16 protein-coding genes and 2 riboswitches are annotated in these 17,193 nt (G+C 65.2%); of the genes, 10 read left to right on the top strand and 6 right to left on the bottom strand.

The window, feature by feature from the left end:
• The first annotated feature begins 12 nt into the window (after nt 1–12).
• Both amaB and ABCW43_RS27810 read left to right on the top strand, forming a co-directional pair.
• Nucleotides 13–1,554 carry an L-piperidine-6-carboxylate dehydrogenase gene (amaB, locus tag ABCW43_RS27815; protein WP_345930577.1) on the top strand — a complete coding sequence of 514 codons (1,542 nt, stop codon included), beginning with the start codon at nt 13–15 and terminating at the stop codon, nt 1,552–1,554.
• Nucleotides 1,555–1,557: 3 nt separating this feature from the next.
• Complete coding sequence (locus tag ABCW43_RS27810) at nt 1,558–2,556, top strand: P1 family peptidase (protein ID WP_345930575.1); 999 nt, start codon at nt 1,558–1,560, stop codon at nt 2,554–2,556.
• Here the strand turns inward: ABCW43_RS27810 and cobD are convergent.
• Nucleotides 2,549–3,577, bottom strand: coding sequence for a threonine-phosphate decarboxylase CobD (gene cobD, locus ABCW43_RS27805; RefSeq protein ID WP_345930573.1), 1,029 nt, complete (start codon nt 3,575–3,577; stop codon nt 2,549–2,551). The genes ABCW43_RS27810 and cobD overlap by 8 nt on opposite strands.
• On the opposite strand from cobD, the gene cbiB reads away from it, so the two are divergent.
• Entirely contained in the window at nt 3,576–4,541 is a 966-nt protein-coding gene (cbiB, locus tag ABCW43_RS27800; protein ID WP_345930571.1) for an adenosylcobinamide-phosphate synthase CbiB, read from the top strand. The two genes, cobD and cbiB, sit on opposite strands and share 2 nt — an antisense overlap.
• Here cbiB and ABCW43_RS27795 read toward each other — a convergent pair.
• The 4 genes from ABCW43_RS27795 to ABCW43_RS27780 are packed head-to-tail and all read right to left on the bottom strand — an operon-like array spanning nt 4,525 to nt 7,569.
• Entirely contained in the window at nt 4,525–5,994 is a 1,470-nt protein-coding gene (locus tag ABCW43_RS27795) for a cobyric acid synthase (RefSeq protein WP_345930569.1), read from the bottom strand. The two genes, cbiB and ABCW43_RS27795, sit on opposite strands and share 17 nt — an antisense overlap.
• Nucleotides 5,995–5,997: 3 nt before the next feature.
• Entirely contained in the window at nt 5,998–6,612 is a 615-nt protein-coding gene (gene cobO, locus ABCW43_RS27790) for a cob(I)yrinic acid a,c-diamide adenosyltransferase (RefSeq protein ID WP_345930567.1), read from the bottom strand.
• The gene (locus tag ABCW43_RS27785) at nt 6,609–7,379 is read right to left on the bottom strand and encodes a CbtA family protein (RefSeq protein WP_345930565.1); all 771 of its coding nucleotides are present in this window, start codon (nt 7,377–7,379) and stop codon (nt 6,609–6,611) included. The genes cobO and ABCW43_RS27785 overlap by 4 nt, the downstream gene beginning before the upstream one ends.
• A gap of 13 nt (nt 7,380–7,392) precedes the next feature.
• The gene (locus ABCW43_RS27780; RefSeq protein ID WP_345930563.1) at nt 7,393–7,569 is read right to left on the bottom strand and encodes a CbtB domain-containing protein; all 177 of its coding nucleotides are present in this window, start codon (nt 7,567–7,569) and stop codon (nt 7,393–7,395) included.
• Between the two features lie 37 nt (nt 7,570–7,606).
• A riboswitch (cobalamin riboswitch) is annotated at nt 7,607–7,835 on the bottom strand.
• 59 nt (nt 7,836–7,894) lie between these two features.
• Nucleotides 7,895–8,102: riboswitch (cobalamin riboswitch) on the top strand.
• Between the two features lie 108 nt (nt 8,103–8,210).
• Here ABCW43_RS27780 and ABCW43_RS27775 point away from each other — a divergent pair.
• From ABCW43_RS27775 to ABCW43_RS27745, 7 genes are read left to right on the top strand one after another with little or no spacing between them, the layout of a single operon-like run.
• Nucleotides 8,211–8,621: a DUF1636 family protein gene (locus ABCW43_RS27775; protein ID WP_345930561.1), complete on the top strand. Its 411-nt coding sequence runs from the start codon at nt 8,211–8,213 to the stop codon at nt 8,619–8,621.
• The gene (gene cobW, locus ABCW43_RS27770; RefSeq protein WP_345930559.1) at nt 8,618–9,655 is read left to right on the top strand and encodes a cobalamin biosynthesis protein CobW; all 1,038 of its coding nucleotides are present in this window, start codon (nt 8,618–8,620) and stop codon (nt 9,653–9,655) included. The genes ABCW43_RS27775 and cobW overlap by 4 nt, the downstream gene beginning before the upstream one ends.
• Before the next feature lie 18 nt (nt 9,656–9,673).
• A complete protein-coding gene (gene cobN, locus ABCW43_RS27765) occupies nt 9,674–13,027 on the top strand; it encodes a cobaltochelatase subunit CobN (protein ID WP_345930557.1) in 3,354 nt (1,117 codons plus the stop codon).
• Nucleotides 13,024–14,337: a precorrin-3B synthase gene (cobG, locus tag ABCW43_RS27760; RefSeq protein ID WP_345930555.1), complete on the top strand. Its 1,314-nt coding sequence runs from the start codon at nt 13,024–13,026 to the stop codon at nt 14,335–14,337. Before cobN ends, cobG begins: the two co-directional genes overlap by 4 nt.
• Entirely contained in the window at nt 14,334–14,963 is a 630-nt protein-coding gene (locus ABCW43_RS27755; RefSeq protein ID WP_345930553.1) for a precorrin-8X methylmutase, read from the top strand. The genes cobG and ABCW43_RS27755 overlap by 4 nt, the downstream gene beginning before the upstream one ends.
• Nucleotides 14,960–15,700: a precorrin-2 C(20)-methyltransferase gene (locus ABCW43_RS27750; protein ID WP_345930551.1), complete on the top strand. Its 741-nt coding sequence runs from the start codon at nt 14,960–14,962 to the stop codon at nt 15,698–15,700. Before ABCW43_RS27755 ends, ABCW43_RS27750 begins: the two co-directional genes overlap by 4 nt.
• Nucleotides 15,697–16,461, top strand: a complete 765-nt coding sequence (locus ABCW43_RS27745) for a precorrin-3B C(17)-methyltransferase (RefSeq protein WP_345930549.1) — start codon at nt 15,697–15,699, stop codon at nt 16,459–16,461. Before ABCW43_RS27750 ends, ABCW43_RS27745 begins: the two co-directional genes overlap by 4 nt.
• On the opposite strand, the gene ABCW43_RS27740 is transcribed toward ABCW43_RS27745, so the two are convergent.
• Nucleotides 16,437–17,192 carry a cobalt-precorrin-6A reductase gene (locus ABCW43_RS27740; protein WP_345930547.1) on the bottom strand — a complete coding sequence of 252 codons (756 nt, stop codon included), beginning with the start codon at nt 17,190–17,192 and terminating at the stop codon, nt 16,437–16,439. The genes ABCW43_RS27745 and ABCW43_RS27740 overlap by 25 nt on opposite strands.
• Nucleotide 17,193 lies beyond the last annotated feature (1 nt).

Below are 17,193 nucleotides of genomic sequence, written 5' to 3'. Positions count from 1 at the left end.
CCGGAGACTGACATGATGCTCGCCACTCTCGATCTCGCCGCTGAGGTGAAAACCATTCTGAGCGATCTCGGCGTCAAGGCCGAAAGCTATACCGGCGGCACGCTCGCCGTCCGTTCGCCGATCACAGGCAAAGAGATCGGCAGACTGCCGGAAGAAACCGCCGCAGGCGCCGCAAAGGCGATCGACGCTGCCCACGCGGCCTTCCTCGAATGGCGGCTGGTTCCGGCTCCGAAGCGCGGTGAACTGATCCGCCTGCTCGGCGAGGAACTGCGCGCAGCCAAGACCGCGCTCGGCCGGCTCGTCTCCATCGAAGTCGGCAAGGTCACCTCCGAAGGCCTCGGCGAAGTGCAGGAAATGATCGACATCTGCGATTTCGCCGTCGGCCTTTCCCGCCAGCTCTACGGCCTGACGATCGCCACCGAACGTTCCGAGCACCGGATGATGGAAACCTGGCATCCGCTTGGCGCCATCGGCATCATTTCCGCCTTCAACTTCCCGGTTGCCGTCTGGTCCTGGAATGCGGCGCTGGCGATCGTCTGCGGCAATTCCACCGTCTGGAAGCCGTCGGAAAAGACGCCGCTGACCGCGCTTGCCACCCAGGCGATCTTCGAAAAGGCGCTCGCCCGTTTCGTCGCCGATGGCGGAAAAGCTCCGAAGAACCTCTCGACCCTGTTGATCGGCGGCCGCGATATCGGCGAAGTCCTGGTCGACCACCACAAGATCCCGCTGGTTTCCGCGACCGGCTCCACGGCGATGGGCCGGGCCGTTGGCCCGCGCCTTGCGTCGCGCTTTGCCCGCTCGCTGCTCGAACTCGGCGGCAACAATGCCGCGATCGTCGCCCCGACCGCCGATCTCGACCTGACGCTCCGCGGTGTCGCCTTCGCCGCCATGGGCACGGCCGGCCAGCGCTGCACGTCGCTTCGCCGCCTCTTCGTGCATGACAGCGTCTACGAAACGCTGGTGCCGCGCCTTGCCAAGGCCTACCAGTCCGTGACGATCGGCAGCCCGCTCGAAAACGGCAATCTGGTCGGCCCGCTGATCGACAAGGCCGCTTACGACAAGATGCAAAAGGCGCTGGAAGCCGCCAGGGCCGAAGGCGGCAAGGTGACCGGCGGTGAACGCGTTCACCAGAACGAGGCGGCCGACGCCTATTACGTCCGCCCGGCGATCGTCGAAATGCCGGCCCAGGCAGGTCCGGTCAAGGACGAGACCTTTGCGCCGATCCTCTATGTGATGAAATATTCGAGCTTCGATGAGGCGCTCGCCCTGCACAATGACGTGCCGCAGGGCCTTTCCTCCTCGATATTCACCAACGACATGCGCGAGGCCGAGACCTTCGTCTCGGCTCGCGGTTCGGATTGCGGCATCGCCAACGTCAATATCGGCCCCTCGGGCGCCGAAATCGGCGGCGCGTTCGGCGGCGAGAAGGAAACCGGCGGCGGCCGCGAATCGGGCTCCGACGCATGGCGCGTCTATATGCGCCGCGCCACCAACACGCTGAACTACGGCCGCACCCTGCCGCTCGCGCAGGGCGTCAAGTTCGACATCGAATAACCGATGGCCGATACGCTGAACCTGTTGACCGATATTGAAGGCGTGGCCGTCGGCCATGCCACCGATCTTGCCCTGGGTTCGGGCGTCACGGCTATTGTCTTCGACGAACCGGCGATCGCCTCCGGCTCCGTGCTCGGCGGCGCCCCGGGCGGCAGGGATACGGCGCTGCTCGATCCTTCGATGACCGTGCAGACGGTCGACGCTTTCGTGCTGTCCGGCGGTTCGGCCTTCGGGCTGGATGCGGCCGGCGGCGTGCAATCGGGCCTGCGCGAGATCGGCCGCGGTTTCCAGGTCGGCAGCGTCCGCGTGCCGATCGTGCCGCAGGCGATCCTGATGGATCTCCTGAACGGCGGAAACAAGGACTGGGGCCTGCATTCGCCCTATCGCGAAATGGGCTATGAAGCCTTCAAGGCGGCCGCCAAGGGTTCATTCGCACTCGGAACCGCCGGAGCCGGAGCGGGAGCTACGACGGCGACCTTCAAGGGCGGCATCGGCTCGGCAAGCGCCAAGTCATCTTCCGGTCATTGGGTTGCGGCGCTCGTAGCCGCCAATGCGCTGGGTTCGGCGACAATCGGTGAAGGCCCGTATTTCTGGGCGGCACCTTTTGAGGAAAATAAGGAATTCGGCGGGCTTGGACTGCCTCCGACCTTCGACAATCGCATGCGCCTCAAGGGCCGCAACGTGACCTCGACGACCATAGGCGTCATCGTCACCGATGCCGTGCTCACCAAGGCACAGGCACACCGGCTTTCCATCCTCGCCCATGACGGCCTTGCCCGGGCGATCCTGCCGGCGCACCTGCCGTTCGACGGCGACACCATCTTTTCGGCGGCGACCGGTTCAAAGCCTTTGAACGAGCCCGGGGATTTCATGGAAATCTGCCATCTGGCAACGCTGGTCACCGCGCGCGCCGTGGCCCGTGGCGTCTACGAGGCGACGGCTTTGCCCGTTGCAAACGCCCAGCCCGCTTGGCGAGACAAATTCACTTCGCCGGCTAAATAGCTCTTAGTGCTTCTTCGAGCCGTGGCCAGCCGCTGTCGCCGGGAAGGCCGATCCTCAGGTCGTCAGGCCGTTCTTCGAACCGGCGCACCAGAATGCCCCGCTCTCCAAGATGCCGGAAAATCGCTTGCGCGCGCGGATCGCGGATGAAGCGGAACAGCGACGTTCCGTCCGCGACGGGTATGCCGGCCGCTCCGAGCAGAGCATCCAGCCGCGCTGCATCCTCCTTCAACCTCAGCCGCATCGCCTGCTGCCATCCGACATCGCCGAGTGCCTCGTTCGCCACGTGCAATGCCGGGCCGGACACCGCCCACGGGCCGAGCCGGTTCTCGATCCGCGTGATCGTTTCCGGATGCGAAATCACGAAGCCAAGCCGCAGGCCGGCCATGCCGTAGAACTTGCCGAAGGACCGCAGCACCACCAACCCGCCGGCATCCACCGCATCGGTGACGCTCGATGCTTCCGAGACGTCCATGAACGCCTCGTCCACGACCAGCAGCCCGCCTTTCGCGCGCATGACTGCTGCGAGCGCCAAAAGGTCGGCACGCGGGACGATACGGCCGGTCGGGTTGTTGGGATTGACGATGACGGCGAGGTCCGCTTCCGCCAAGCGATCCAGATCGGCGGTTTCCATGACCTCGAAACCAGCCAGCCGCGCCGCTCGGGCATGCTCCGCATAGGTCGGCGAAAGAACCGCAGCGCGACCTTTCCGCGCGATCAGATCGGCGACCATCGGCAATAGTATCTGCGTTCCCGGCCCCGCCGCGACATGTGCCGCCGACGGCGCACTGTAGGCAGTAGCGGCAAGGGCCTTCAGCCTTTCCGCCGATGCGACGTCAGGCAGTCGCGTGAAAGCATTGTCGGGCAGGGGCGAATACGGATAGGAATGCGGGCTGATACCGGTGGAAAGGTCGATCCAGGGTTCCGGCGCGTGGCGAAACAGCGCCCGGGCACGGGAAAGATTACCGCCGTGCTGTATCGGATCGCCAATCCTGTCGCCAATTTCAGGGCCTACCACGTTCATGTTCCTTCTCGCATTTTTCGCCCTGATCGTGGAGCGCATTTTCGGTTATCCGGACTGGCTGTTCCGGCACATCGGCCATCCCGTCACCTGGATTGGCGCACTGATATCCCGGCTGGACCGCGATCTGAACCGCGAAAGCGACGACTTTCCCACGCGCAAGCGAAAAGGCGTTTTCGCGCTTCTGGCGCTTCTCGGGATCACCATCCTTCTCAGCCTGGTGATCGAATACGACCTGATGATGCTCCCCCTCGGGCCGATCCTGCTGGTCCTGATCGCAGCAAGCCTGCCGGCGCAGAAAAGCCTTGAAACCCATGTCGAGGCTGTCGCGACGGCGCTGCGATACGGAGGTCTGGAGGCCGGGCGGAAAGCGGTCTCCAAAATCGTTGGGCGCGACCCGGAAAAGCTCGATGAAGCCGGCGTCTGCCGCGCAGCGATCGAGAGCCTGGCGGAGAATTTCTCGGACGGCGTCGTCGCACCGGCCTTCTGGATGGGGATATTCGGTCTTGCGGGTGGCGTCGGTTACAAGGCGGCCAATACCGCCGACAGCATGATCGGCCACAAATCGCCGCGTTACGAAGCCTTCGGCTGGGCGGCCGCGCGTTTCGACGATCTCATCAACCTGCCCGCCTCGCGCCTCAGTGCCCTTCTTTTCGTGGTCGCAGCAGGTTTCATCGATCGCGCCTCGCCGGGAAACGCAATACGGGCCGTCCGGCGGGATGCCCGCCATCACCGTTCGCCGAATGCCGGCTGGCCCGAAGCGGCCATGGCCGGCGCGCTCGGCATAGCTCTCGCAGGCCCGCGCAGCTATGGCGGCCAGATGATCGAAGCGCGTTTCATGGGCGAGGGCGGACGTTCCGAACTCAACTACGACGACATTCGCCGCGCGCTGAAACTCGCCCGCGTCGCCGACGCTCTGCTGATCGGCCTTTTCGGCCTTCTGGCGTGGATCATCTGGCAAGTTTGAGCAGCCCATCGAGATCGAGATGCTTTTCCATATGGGCGGCCAGCCGGTCGAGCACCGCGTCGATGCCGGCTTCATAATCCAGTCCTGATGCCGAACCACCGAGCCGCGTCAGCCAGGCCGTCCGCTGCCGGTCGTCGGAAAACAGACCGTGAAGATAGGTACCCCAGACCCGGCCACCCGCGGATATCGCGCCGTCCGGATTGCCGCCGACGATTGAGAACGGCCGCGCGCAGTCGGCCCCGGTGGTTCGCCCGATATGCATCTCGTAGCCGGACAGCGAAATTCCGTCGAAACTTTCGCCCGAAACGGCTTCGAGCCGCTTGTCGCCCCCCAGAACCGTCTCGACATCCAGCAGGCCTAGCCCTTCGATCAAACCGGGCGGCCCTTCCGTTCCTTCCGGATCGGAAATGGTTTTTCCAAGCATCTGGTACCCGCCGCAGAGGCCGAGCACCCGACCGCCGCGGCGGACATGTGCCGCGATATCGACGTCGAAACCGGCTGCCTTCAGCGCCCGCAGATCGGATATCGTCGCCTTCGAACCGACCAGCAGCACGAGATCGCAATCGCCGGGAATGGCCTGTCCCGGCCGGACCCGGATCAGATCGACATCCGGCTCCGCCTCCAGCGGATCGAGATCGTCGAAATTGGAGATGTGCGGAAGGATCGGCACCGCGATCTTGATCTTCGCGCCAGCCTTCCGCACCGAAGGCGCATTGAGGCCAAGCGCATCTTCCGCCGGCAGCCGGGCCGCATCGGCAAAGTGCGGCAACAGCCCGATCGACTGCCAGCCGGTCAGATCCCCGATCATCCGCATGCCGTCGGCAAACAGAGCCGGGTCGCCCCGAAACCGGTTGACGACAAAACCCCGGATCATCGCCGCGTCGTCGGGATCGAGCACCAGCCTGGTGCCGGCAAGGCTGGCGATCACCCCGCCCCGGTCGATATCGCCGATCAGCACCACCGGCACGTCGGCGGCCCGCGCAAACCCCATGTTGGCGATGTCGTTCTGGCGCAGATTGATTTCCGAGGCACTGCCGGCGCCTTCGACCAGGACGAGATCGGCCTGGTTGCGGAGAATATCGAAACTCTCCAGAACCCGCGGCATCAGTTTCGGCTTGAGCATCTGGTATTCGGCTGCCTTGGCATTGCCTTCGACCCTGCCTTGCACCACCACCTGCGCACCCACCTCGCTCTGCGGCTTCAGGAGCACCGGGTTCATGTGGACGCTGAGCGGCGCGCCGGCGGCACGCGCCTGCAAAGCCTGCGCCCGGCCGATTTCGCCGCCGTCCGCGGTGACCGCGGCGTTGTTCGACATGTTCTGCGGCTTGAACGGCATAATCTTGAGGCCGCGCAGCGTGTAGGCGCGGGCAAGCCCGGCCACGACCAGCGACTTGCCCACATCCGAGCCCGTTCCCTGAAACATCAGCGCCCGAGCTGGCTTGATCCCGGTCATATTCTAAAACTCGATGCCGGCCTGGGCCTTCACGCCCGCCTTGAAGTGATGCTTGACCAGCGTCATTTCGGTGACCATGTCGGCCGCCTCGATCAGCGCCGGCTTGGCATTGCGGCCGGTGACGACCACATGCAGATCCGGCCGCCGCGCCTGCAACGCGGCGACGATCTTGTCGAGATCCAGGTAATCGTAACGGAGCGCGATGTTGAGCTCGTCAAGGATGACGAGCCCGATTGTCTCGTCCGCCATCAGCTCGAGCGCCTTTTCCCAGGCCTTTTCCGCCGCGGCGACATCCCGCTTCAGGTCCTGGGTCTCCCAAGTGAAACCCTCGCCCATCGTGTGCCAGACAACGCGGTCGCCAAAGACGGCAAGCGCCGGCTGCTCTCCCGTCGACCAGGCACCCTTGATGAACTGCACCACGCCGACCCGGCGGTTGTTGCCGAGCATACGCAGCGCCAGGCCGAAAGCGGCGGTGGATTTGCCCTTGCCGGATCCGGTATGGACGATGAGAAGACCCTTTTCCTGGGTCTTCTCCGCCACTTCCGCATCCTGAACCGCCTTGCGGTTCGCCATCTTGGCACGATGACGCGCGACGGACGCCTCGTCGATCTCCTTCACCGGGAAGCAAGCTTCGCCGGAGATCCGGCAGAAGCTTCCTCGCCAGCGCGGAATCTTTCGCGGACCACACCGGTCAACGCACCGAGCACCGCCCAGAACACCAGGTTGGTGGCATAGACCGCATTGACGAAGCGGGCATAAAGATCCATCGGGACGGCGGTTTCATGGCTGGGCGGCAGCGGCGCGCCGACGAGATGCGGGGCGATCAGAAGCACGATCGCAAGCGCTGCGAACACGGCCGAGCGGGTATAGAAGAGCAAGCCTAGACCCACTGCCGTGCAGACTGCCGTCGAGACCCACCAGATCTGGCGCGGGCCGAGCTCAGCAGCCGGCATGCCGGGCAGTTCCGGCGGCAGGCCGAGGCCCGGCGCCAGGATGACGGTGAGGAAGCCGGCAATGCCGAACATCAAGCCACCGCGCCAGCCCTTGAAGCCGCCGAACGCTTCCGAAGCGGCGATCAGGACGAGGGCGAAGCCGATGCCGGACAGCATGTCTGCGGCGAGCGTATAGATGAAGCGCTCGAAGCCATCGGCCGGAGCCCAGGCTTCGTCATCATGGTGGTGGTCGGCAGCAGGTGCCGCCGCACCGGCCGTTGCGGGCGCCGCGTCATGGCTATGGCTGTGAGCGACCTCACCGCCGGCATTTTCAAACACCTCCGCCTGCAGGATCAGCGGTACCGTGGAGAAGCTCTGCATCACGGTGAGCAGCAGCCCGGACAAAAGCCCGGCGATCACCGCCGTGAAGACGATGTTACGAAACAACGACATTTGGGAGAACTCCTCAGTGGCAGGGGAAGGCGAGCGAGTGGCGCGTGTCATGCGCGGCATTGTGGACGACTTCCAGATGCGAGAAGCCGACAAAGCCGACGATGAACAGGCCGAGCAGGGCCGTCATGCTGAGGGGAATGATCTTCGAAGCGGAAATGGTGACTGCGGTTGCAGCAGAATTCGGTACCATGGTCTCGTCCTTTCGCCCTCCACCCGAGGGCCGTTCACGTTCTTTGCCGCCTCTGGCAGGTCTCCTGGCTCGCGGATCGGACGCCTTCTCCCGCCTTCCCAGGATCCCGTTGGCCGGATTTCCCAGTGGCTTGACGGCCGAACGGCCGTTTTGGTCGAAGACTTTCCGCTTACAGTTGCGGGGGCAGCCGCGGGTTGGACGGCAGAATTCCGTCGCACCGCATTCCCTCTAAAACCCTTCCGGGCACCATAGGCTCAGTCACTATAGACGAATTCGGCGTCACGGCAATCGCCTTTGCGACGCATTGACATGGGTGTGCGACCGGGCTTACTTGAAAGGAGATGGTCCCTTTCCGGCAACGGGGAGGGCTAAGAGAGAATGCGGTGCGATCCCCTTTCCTAGGGATCAATGCCGCGGCTGCCCCCGCAACTGTAGGCGGCGAGCCATTGCCGAGAAGCCACTGGGAAACCGGGAAGGCAGGCAAATGGCGACGACCCGCGAGCCAGGAGACCTGCCGTCCGTTTAATTTTGCTTCACCGGGCGGGGTGCTCCGGAGGAAGTTTCTCGATCACCGCAGAGGGAATTCGACCTTCTGCTCCGCGCCCCGATTTTTTCGACCCCGGCGGGAACGCGGCTGACCGATGAGTGACCACCAACCAGATGATCCGGCAACCGCCCGCCCGGCAGATGTGACGATTTTCGTCTGCACCAATTGCCGTGACGCGTCCGACGGCGAAATCCGACCGGGCATCGCGCTGATCGCGGCGCTACGCGAGGCAGCAAGCGGCAAGCCGCTCGCCGTCAAGCCGGTCACCTGCCTCGCCAATTGCGAAAAGAGCCCGAGCGCCGCCTTCAACCACAAGAGCGGCTGGTCCTATGTATTCGGCCATCTGTCGCTCGACAATGTCGAGGATATCGTCACCGGCGCGATGATGCTGGCCGAGGACGAGCGCGGTTTCCTTCCCCTTCGCGGCCGTCCCACCTGCCTGCGCGGCAAGGGCATGACGGCCCGCATCCCACCCTTTGATCATCACGAGGACATGCCATCATGAGCGTTTCGTTCGACCGCGTTCCCTGCACCGTCGTTACCGGGTTTCTGGGAGCCGGCAAGACCACGCTGATCCGCAACCTGATTGAAAACCTCAAGGGCAAGCGGCTTGCGATCATCGTCAACGAATTCGGCGATGTCGGCATCGACGGCGACGTGCTCAAGGGCTGCGGCATCGAAAGCTGCCCGGAAGACAACATCATCGAGCTTGCGAATGGCTGCATCTGCTGCACCGTGGCCGATGATTTCGTGCCGGCGATCGACCGGATCCTGGCCATGGAGCCCCGCGTCGATCACATCCTCATCGAGACCTCCGGCCTCGCGCTGCCGAAGCCGCTCGTCCAGGCGTTCCAGTGGCCGGACGTGAAGGCACGTGTGACGGTTGATGGCGTCATCGCGGTGGTGGACGGGCTCGCGCTCGCCGAAGGCCGTGTCGCAGACGATCATGAGGCGCTCGAAGCCCAGCGCGACGCGGACGGCTCGATCGACCATGACGATCCGGTCGAGGAAGTGTTCGAGGACCAGGTGGCCTGCGCCGACATGATCGTGCTCACCAAGAGCGACCTTCTCGATGCCGCCGGCCTCGCGACCGCCAGGGATCGCGTGTCCGCACATCTGCCGCGCGCCGTCAAAATCGTCTCGGCCGCCAATGGCGCCATCGATCCGGCGGTGCTGATCGGCCTTGGCCTCGCCGTCGAGGACGACATCGAAAACCGCAAGACCCATCACGACGACGAACTGGACCACGATCACGACGATTTCGACAGCTTCGTCGTCGATCTGGCCGCAGTCACCGATGCCGAACAGCTCGCCACCCGCATCTCCGCCACGGCCGAAGCAGAGAACGTGCTGCGCATAAAAGGCTTCGTGGAAGTCGCGAACAAGCCGATGCGCCTGCAGGTTCAGGCAGTAGGATCGCGCGTGAACCATTATTTCGACCGCGCCTGGGCACCCGGCGAAGCGCGGACAAGCCGCCTGGTCGTGATCGGCGAAAAAGGCATCGACCGCGCAGCGATCGAAAGGATGCTGGCCGCATAAGAAGGCCCCGAGGGAAGGATGCACATACTCGCCACCACATCGTCGTCGCTTGACGACCTCATCGAACCGGTCGACCTCAACCAGTCGCCGGCCGATGTAGTGGTGCTGTCCTTTTCCGGCAGCGACCTGAACGGCATTGCGGCGGTGTGGAATAAGTCTGCAAGCGGCGGGAGCGATACCCCCACCGAACACAACTCGGGCAAGCTTAATCCCCCCATTCCTCCAACTCTCCGCCTCACCAACCTCTCCGATCTCCGCCACCCCATGTCGGTGGACCTGTGGATCGAAAAGACGGCGGCGCATGCCAAAGTCATCCTCGTACGCATCCTCGGCGGCTATGACCGCTGGGCCTACGGCGTCGAGGAGCTTTCCCGAATGGCGCGCGCCAAAAAGATCGCGCTCGCCCTCCTGCCCGGCGAATGCAGCATCCGCGACGAGCGGCTCGCCGCGGCCTCCACGGTCTCGGAAAACCAGCTCGCCGGCATCCTGTCCTGCTTCCGCGAAGGCGGGCCGGACAATATGCGGCTCCTCGCAAAATTGCTGACGGCCCTGGCCGAGGGTAGAACGGAACCTCTGCCACAGGCAGCACTCATGCCGAAGGCCGGTTACCACAAGCCGGGAATGGGCATCGTCGAGACCGATGACCTTCTTGCCGGCCTTGCGCCGGATGCACCGCGCCTGCCGATCCTGTTCTACCGCTCGATGCTGCTTGCCAATGACGCCGCACCGATCGATGCACTGTTCGAAGCGCTGCAGAAACGCGGCTTTGCGCCGATGCCGATCTTCGTCAGCGGTCTGAAGGATGCGGATGCTATCGCCTTCGCCGAACGCGCGATTTCGGACCTCAAGCCCGCCGCCATCCTCTCCACCACCGCCTTTGCCAGTGGCACCGACGGGAACGGCGAAACAATCTTCGACCGCACCGGCGTGCCGGTATTCCAGATCGTCGTCGCCACCACGCGGCGCGAAGGCTGGGCGGAAGGCCGGCGCGGCCTCAACCCCGCCGACCTCGCCATGCATGTCGTCCTGCCGGAGCTTGACGGGCGCATATTGGCCGGTGCGATCTCCTTCAAGGCGGGCGAGAGCTCCGCCAACCTCGTCAACCAGCCGGAACCGGACCGGGTCGAACAGGTCGCCGATCGTATCGCCGCTTTCCTGCGGCTGAAGACGGCACCTCGCGCCCAGCGCAAGATCGTCGTCCTGATGCCGGACTATCCGAGTGCGCCGGGGCGCACCGGATATGCCGTCGGCCTGGACGTGCCACAGAGCGTGCTCGGGATGCTGCGCGAATTATCGGTAGCCGGCTACAATGTTTCGGATATCCCCGAAACCCCGCGTGACCTTCTTGATCGCCTGAGTGTCAAATCCGCTACCCATGCGCTCGCCGGCTACGGCTCCGTGGCCGCAACAGAAGCGGCTTGGGGCGCAGCCGAGCTGGATGAAGACCTCGAAGACGCCGCTTTCCGTTTCCGCGCCGCGACCTTCGGTAACATCACCGTCGCGCTCGCACCCGATCGCGGCCGCAATGCCGATCGCCGCGCCGATTACCACAGTCCCGACCTGCCCCCGCGCCACGCGCTGCTCGCCTTCGGCCAATGGATGCGCGAAACGCTCGGCGCGCATGCCATCATTCATGTCGGCGCGCATGGGACGCTTGAGTGGCTGCCCGGCAAGACGGTGGCTCTCTCACAGGGTTGTTTCCCGGAGATCGTTACCGGCAGCCTGCCGATCGTCTATCCGTTCATCGTCTCCAATCCGGGCGAGGCGGCTGTCGCCAAGCGGCGGATTGCCGCCGTCACCATCGGCCATTTGCCGCCGGTCCTGACCGGCGCGGGCCTTTCAGACGAACAGAAGAAGCTGGAACTGCTGGTCGACGAATATGCCCAGGCCGACGGGCTCGATCGCCGCCGCCGCGACCGGCTGGCCAAGCTGATCGTCGAGACCGCCCGCGACACCGGACTGGCAGGCGAGGCCGGCATTTCGAACGAGGACGATCCGGAGACGGCGTTGACCCGCATCGACGCCTTCCTCTGCGATCTCAAGGATTTTGCAATCAAGGACGGCCAGCATGTCTTCGGGCAGCTCGCGCCCGGCGAGGACGATCCCCTGCGTATCCGAAGCGCCGAAACCGAGCGCCAGGCCTTGCTCGACGCACTGGACGGCAAGCATATCCGCCCCGGCCCATCCGGTGCTCCGGCCCGCGGCCGCCGCGACGTGATGCCGACGGGCCGCAACCTCTTCGCCAGCGACCCGCGCACCCTGCCGACACCGACTGCCTTCGAACTCGGCAAACGCGCCGCCGACGAAATCCTGCGGCGTTATCTCCAGGACCACGGTGACTGGCCGAAAAGCCTCGTTTTCGATCTCTGGGGCAGCGCGTCCCTGCGCAGCGGCGGCGAGGAAGTCGCCCAGGTTCTGGCGCTGATGGGGGCGAGACCCGTGCAGGATACGGCGACAGGCCGCGTCACCGGCATAGAAGTCCTGCCGCCGGCAGCGCTCGGCCGCCCGCGCGTCGACGTGACGCTGAGGATTTCCGGCCTGTTCCGCGACATGTTCCCCGCCCTGATCGCCTTGCTCGACGCCGCGATGCGCGCCATCGCCGGCCGCGAGGACGCGCCGGGCGACAATCCCCTGGCCGAAGAGGCACAAGCGCTTGGGCACGTACCGCCGCGCATCTTCGGTTCGGCACCGGGCACCTATGGCTCCGGCATCGAGGAAAAGCTCGCCGACGGCACTTGGGGCGAACGCGAGGAGCTGGGCCGTATCTATCTCGACGCGACAAGCCATTCCTTCGGTGGCACGGAGGGCGATGCCAGCCATGTGCCCGGCCAGTTCGCAAACCGCATCGGGACCGCCGATCTCCTCGTGCACACAGGCGACGACCCCGGCCGCGACCTGCTGGACGGCTCGGCCGATGTCGCCTTCATCGGCGGATTTGCGGCGGCGGTGGCAGCACTCGGCGGTAAGGCGGATGTGATCGCGCTCGACACGACCGACCCGCAGAAACCCCGCGCCCGCTCGATTTCCGAGGCCGTGACCCGCGTGGTGCGCGCTCGCGCCGTCAATCCGCGCTTCATCGCCGGCCAGATGCGCCACGGCCCGCGCGGCGCAGCGGAACTGGTGGAAACCGTCGATCGGCTGATCGGTTTTGCCGAAACCACCCACGCCATTCCGCAATCGCTGATCGAAGCGACCTACGACGCCTATCTCGGCGATGAAACGGTCCGCGACTTCCTGCTGAGCCAGAACCCCGAAGGCGCCTATTTCATGGCCGGGCGCTTCCGCTCCGCACTCCGCCGCGGCCTCTGGCATCCCCGCCGCAACGCGGTCGATGCCGAGCTCGAAATGCTCACCCGGGAGGAGGTCGCATGACGGCGTTCTCGCTTGATCGAAGCACGCTGGATATGCGTCGCGGTGCCTGCCCTGCCCTGTCCTCCCCGATGATGACCGGCGACGGGCTTCTCGCCCGCGTCGCGCTGACCGATCCGATCACGCCGTCACAGCTGGCCGACCTCTGCCGGCTGGCGCGCCGCCACGGCAACGGCATTGTCGACATTTCCGCCCGCGGCAACCTGCAGATCCGCGGACTGAGCGAGGCCTCGGCCCCCCTTCTCGACGCCGACGTCCGCGCCCTGAACCTGCCGCTTCGCGATGGCCTGGCCGTCGAAACCCCTCCTTTGGCCGGGATCGACAAGACCGAGATCGCCGACCCGCGTCCGATAGCCGAGGCGATCCGGCAAGGTGCGCGGGAGATTGTCGACCTCGCGCCAAAGATGTCGGTGGTCGTTGATGGTGGCGGACAGCTCAGGCTTTCCGACCTCCTGGCCGATATCCGGCTCGTTGCCGTTTCCACCGATGAAGGCCTGCGCTGGACCCTGCTCTTGGGTGGAACCGAAACAACCGGCCGCGTTTTCAATGTTTTACGTGAAACAGAGGCCGTCTCCGCCACTCTGGCGCTGCTTCGAAAGCTCGGCAAAAAGGGACCCAAGGCGAGAGGCCGCGATCTCGCCGCGGGACTGTCCACGAACGGCGCGCCCGGCCGGACAGCCTCGCCTTTCGGCACCTTCCGCCTTTCCGGCGACCTTTTCGCGGCCGGCATCGGCCCGGCCTTCGGTCAGGCAAATGCCGAGGACCTGATCGCCCTTTGCAACGAGGCCGAGCGGCTGGGAATACAGTCCCTGAAACCGGCTCTCGACCATTCGCTCCTGGTTTTCGCCGGCCAAACCGCCTGCGAGGCGCTGGCCGCTTTTGCCGGCAACAACGGCTTCATCACCTCGCCGAGCGATCCGCGTTCGGCCATTGCCGCTTGTCCCGGAAGTCCCGCTTGCAGTTCCGCGACCGTCGCCACCCATGAACTCAGCGCCAAAGCGGCGGAAGATTGCGGCGATCTGCTGGACGGCTCGTTCAAGCTGCACGTGACCGGCTGCCCCAAGGGCTGCGCCCATCCGGAGCCGTCAGCGCTTGCACTCTGCGGGACGGCCGCCGGCCTTTCGCTCATCGCCCAGGGAAAAGCGGCAGACAAGCCCTTTGCCTCGGTCGCGTTTGCCGATACCAACAACTCCCTTCGCCGCATCGCCGATCTTGTCCGAGACGAAAGGCGCGCCGGCGAAAATTCCGCCGCCTGCCTTGCCCGTCTGGGACCACGCCGGCTTGCTGCGGCCGTTACGTCAGGAAGATCATGAACAGTTACGATTACATTCGCGAAGGCGACGCGATCTACGAAAAGTCCTTCGCGATCATCCGTGAGGAAGCGGACCTCTCGCCTTTTTCGTCGGAACAGGCTGAGGTCGCGATCCGCATGATCCATGCCTGCGGGCTGGTCGAGGCGGCTCAGCATTTCCGGTTTTCCAGGGATTTCGTCGCGCAGGCGCGCGGCGCGCTGCATGCCGGCAAGCCGATCTATTGCGATGCCGAGATGGTGTCGCACGGCATTACCCGCGCCCGCCTGCCGGCCCACAACCAGGTGATCTGCACACTGCGCGACAGCCGCACGATCGAGCTCGCAAGGACGCTCGGCAACACCCGCTCGGCTGCCGCGCTGGATCTCTGGGACGAGATGGAAGGCGCAGTCGTCGCGATCGGCAACGCGCCGACTGCGCTGTTCCGCCTGCTCGAAATGCTGGATGCCGGCGCGCCGCGTCCGGCCGCGATCATCGGCATGCCGGTCGGCTTCGTCGGCGCGGCGGAATCCAAGGAAGCGCTGATGGAATCGACGCTCGGCATTCCTTTCGCGATCGTGCGCGGCCGCATGGGCGGCTCGGCGATGACGGCTGCCTGCGTCAACGCGCTGGCGAGGGCTGGACTGTGAACGCCGCACTCATCAAGGGCAGGCTCACTGGCGTCGGCACCGGACCCGGCGATCCGGAACTGCTGACGCTGAAGGCGGTGCGCGCCATAAACGAGGCGGATGTGATCGCCTTCTTCTGCAAGAAGGGCTCGAGCGGCAACGGTCGCGCCATCGTCGAAGCCCATATCCGGCCGGGCACGCTCGAACTGCCGCTGGTCTATCCGGTCACGGTCGAGACCCACAAGGACGAGGCCGATTATCGCGGCCCGATCGCCGACTTCTTCGATCGGTCTGCGGAAACGATCGCAACCCATCTCGATGCGGGCAGACACGTCGCTGTCCTGAGCGAAGGCGATCCGCTGTTCTACGGATCCTACATGCACCTGCATGTGCGGCTGGCGGATCGTTACCAGGCTGACGTCGTCGCCGGCGTCACTGCCATGTCCGGCTGCTGGTCGATGACCGGAATGCCGCTGGTCCAGGGCGACGATATCCTGAGCGTTCTGCCCGGTACGTTGTCCGAAGAAAAGCTGGCGGAGCGGCTCGGAAATACCGATGGCGCGGTGATCATGAAGGTCGGCCGCAACCTGCCGAAGATCCGTCGGGCGCTGGCCTCGGTCGGCAAGCTGTCCGGATCGCTCTACGTGGAGCGCGGCACGATGGCAAACGGCATGGCGCAACGTCTGGAAGAGCGCGACGAAAGCCCTGCACCCTATTTTTCGATCGTCCTCGTGCCCGGCTGGAAGGCACGGCCATGAGCGGCTCGATCTCGGTCGTTGGCCTCGGCCCCGGCAACCCGGATCAGATGACGCCCGAGGCTCTGGCAGCCGTGACGGCTGCGGAGGATTTTTTCGGCTATTTTCCGTATATCGACCGGCTAAACCTGCGCCCCGATCAGCGTCGGCACGCATCCGACAACCGCGAAGAACTGGCGCGCGCCCGCGCCGCGCTGGAAATGGCGGCAAGCGGAGGCAAGGTCTGCGTCGTCTCGGGCGGTGACCCAGGCGTTTTCGCCATGGCGGCCGCGGTCTGCGAGGCGATCGACGAGGGCCCGGCGGAATGGCGCGAGATCGATTTTTCGGTCGTCCCCGGCATTACCGCCATGCTGGCCGTCGCGGCCAGGGCCGGCGCGCCGCTCGGCCATGATTTCTGCGCCATCTCGCTGTCGAATAATCTGAAGCCCTGGGATGTGATCGAGAAACGCCTGGTCGCCGCAGCGACGGCCGGGTTTGTGATGGCTTTCTACAATCCGGTCAGCAAGGCCCGCCCGCATCAGCTCGGCGAGGCCTTCGACATTCTGCGCGCCCATCTGCCCGGCACCGTGCCCGTGATCTTCGGCCGCGCGGCAGGCCGGCCGGATGAGGTTATCCGAATCGTGTCGCTCGCCGAGGCGGCAGGCGAGATGGCCGACATGGCGACCTGCGTGATCGTCGGCACGATGGAGACCCGGCTGATCGAGCGGCTGAACCAGCGCCCGATCGTCTATTCCCCGCGTTATTTCAAGGGCACCGGCGCATGATCGAGCCAGGTGAGCATCTCCTGGACGGTCTCGACGGACGGCACTTCGGGCAGGTCCGGGCGGCGGATCAGGACGACCTCGATGCCAAGATCGCGCGCAGCGGCGATCTTGCCGTAACTCGCCGGCCCGCCGCTGTTCTTGGCGACGATCACCTCGATGCCATGATCCAGCAAAAGCCGGGCCTCGTCCGCCTGTCCGAACGGACCGCGCGCGGTGAGATAGACCGCGCTAGGTACAGAAAGCGGCGGTTCGACCGGATCGACGCTGCGGACCAGATAGTGGTGCTGGGGCGCGGCTTCGAAAGGCAGAAGCTCCTGCCGGCCGAGCGTCAGGAATGCTTTTCGTGGGACCTCGCCCAGAGCATTGACGGCATTGGCGACACTATCGACTTCGATCCAGCGATCACCGGGCTGCCACAGCCAGGCGGGCCGTCGCAGGGCGACAAGCGGGACGCCGGAAATCTCGGCAGCTTCGGCCGCATTGCGGGAAATCTGAGCTGCGTAGGGATGCGTCGCATCGATCAGGATCGAGACGCCTTTTTGCCTGAGGTAGGCAGCAAGCCCTTCGGCACCGCCAAAACCGCCGACACGCACCGGCACGGGTTGTTCGGCCGGCGCGCGGGTGCGGCCGGCAAGCGACAGCTCGACGGTAAACCGCGGATCGCCCGCGAGCTTTCCGGCCAGCGCGCGAGCTTCCGCCGTACCGCCGAGGATAAGAATGGAGCGTTGCAAG

The organism is Neorhizobium tunisiense (genome assembly GCF_039631515.1).
In the GTDB taxonomy this organism is placed as follows: Bacteria; Pseudomonadota; Alphaproteobacteria; order Rhizobiales; family Rhizobiaceae; genus Neorhizobium.
Note: the sequence above shows the minus strand (reverse complement) of the source record. Positions and strands in the feature narration are given on the sequence as shown.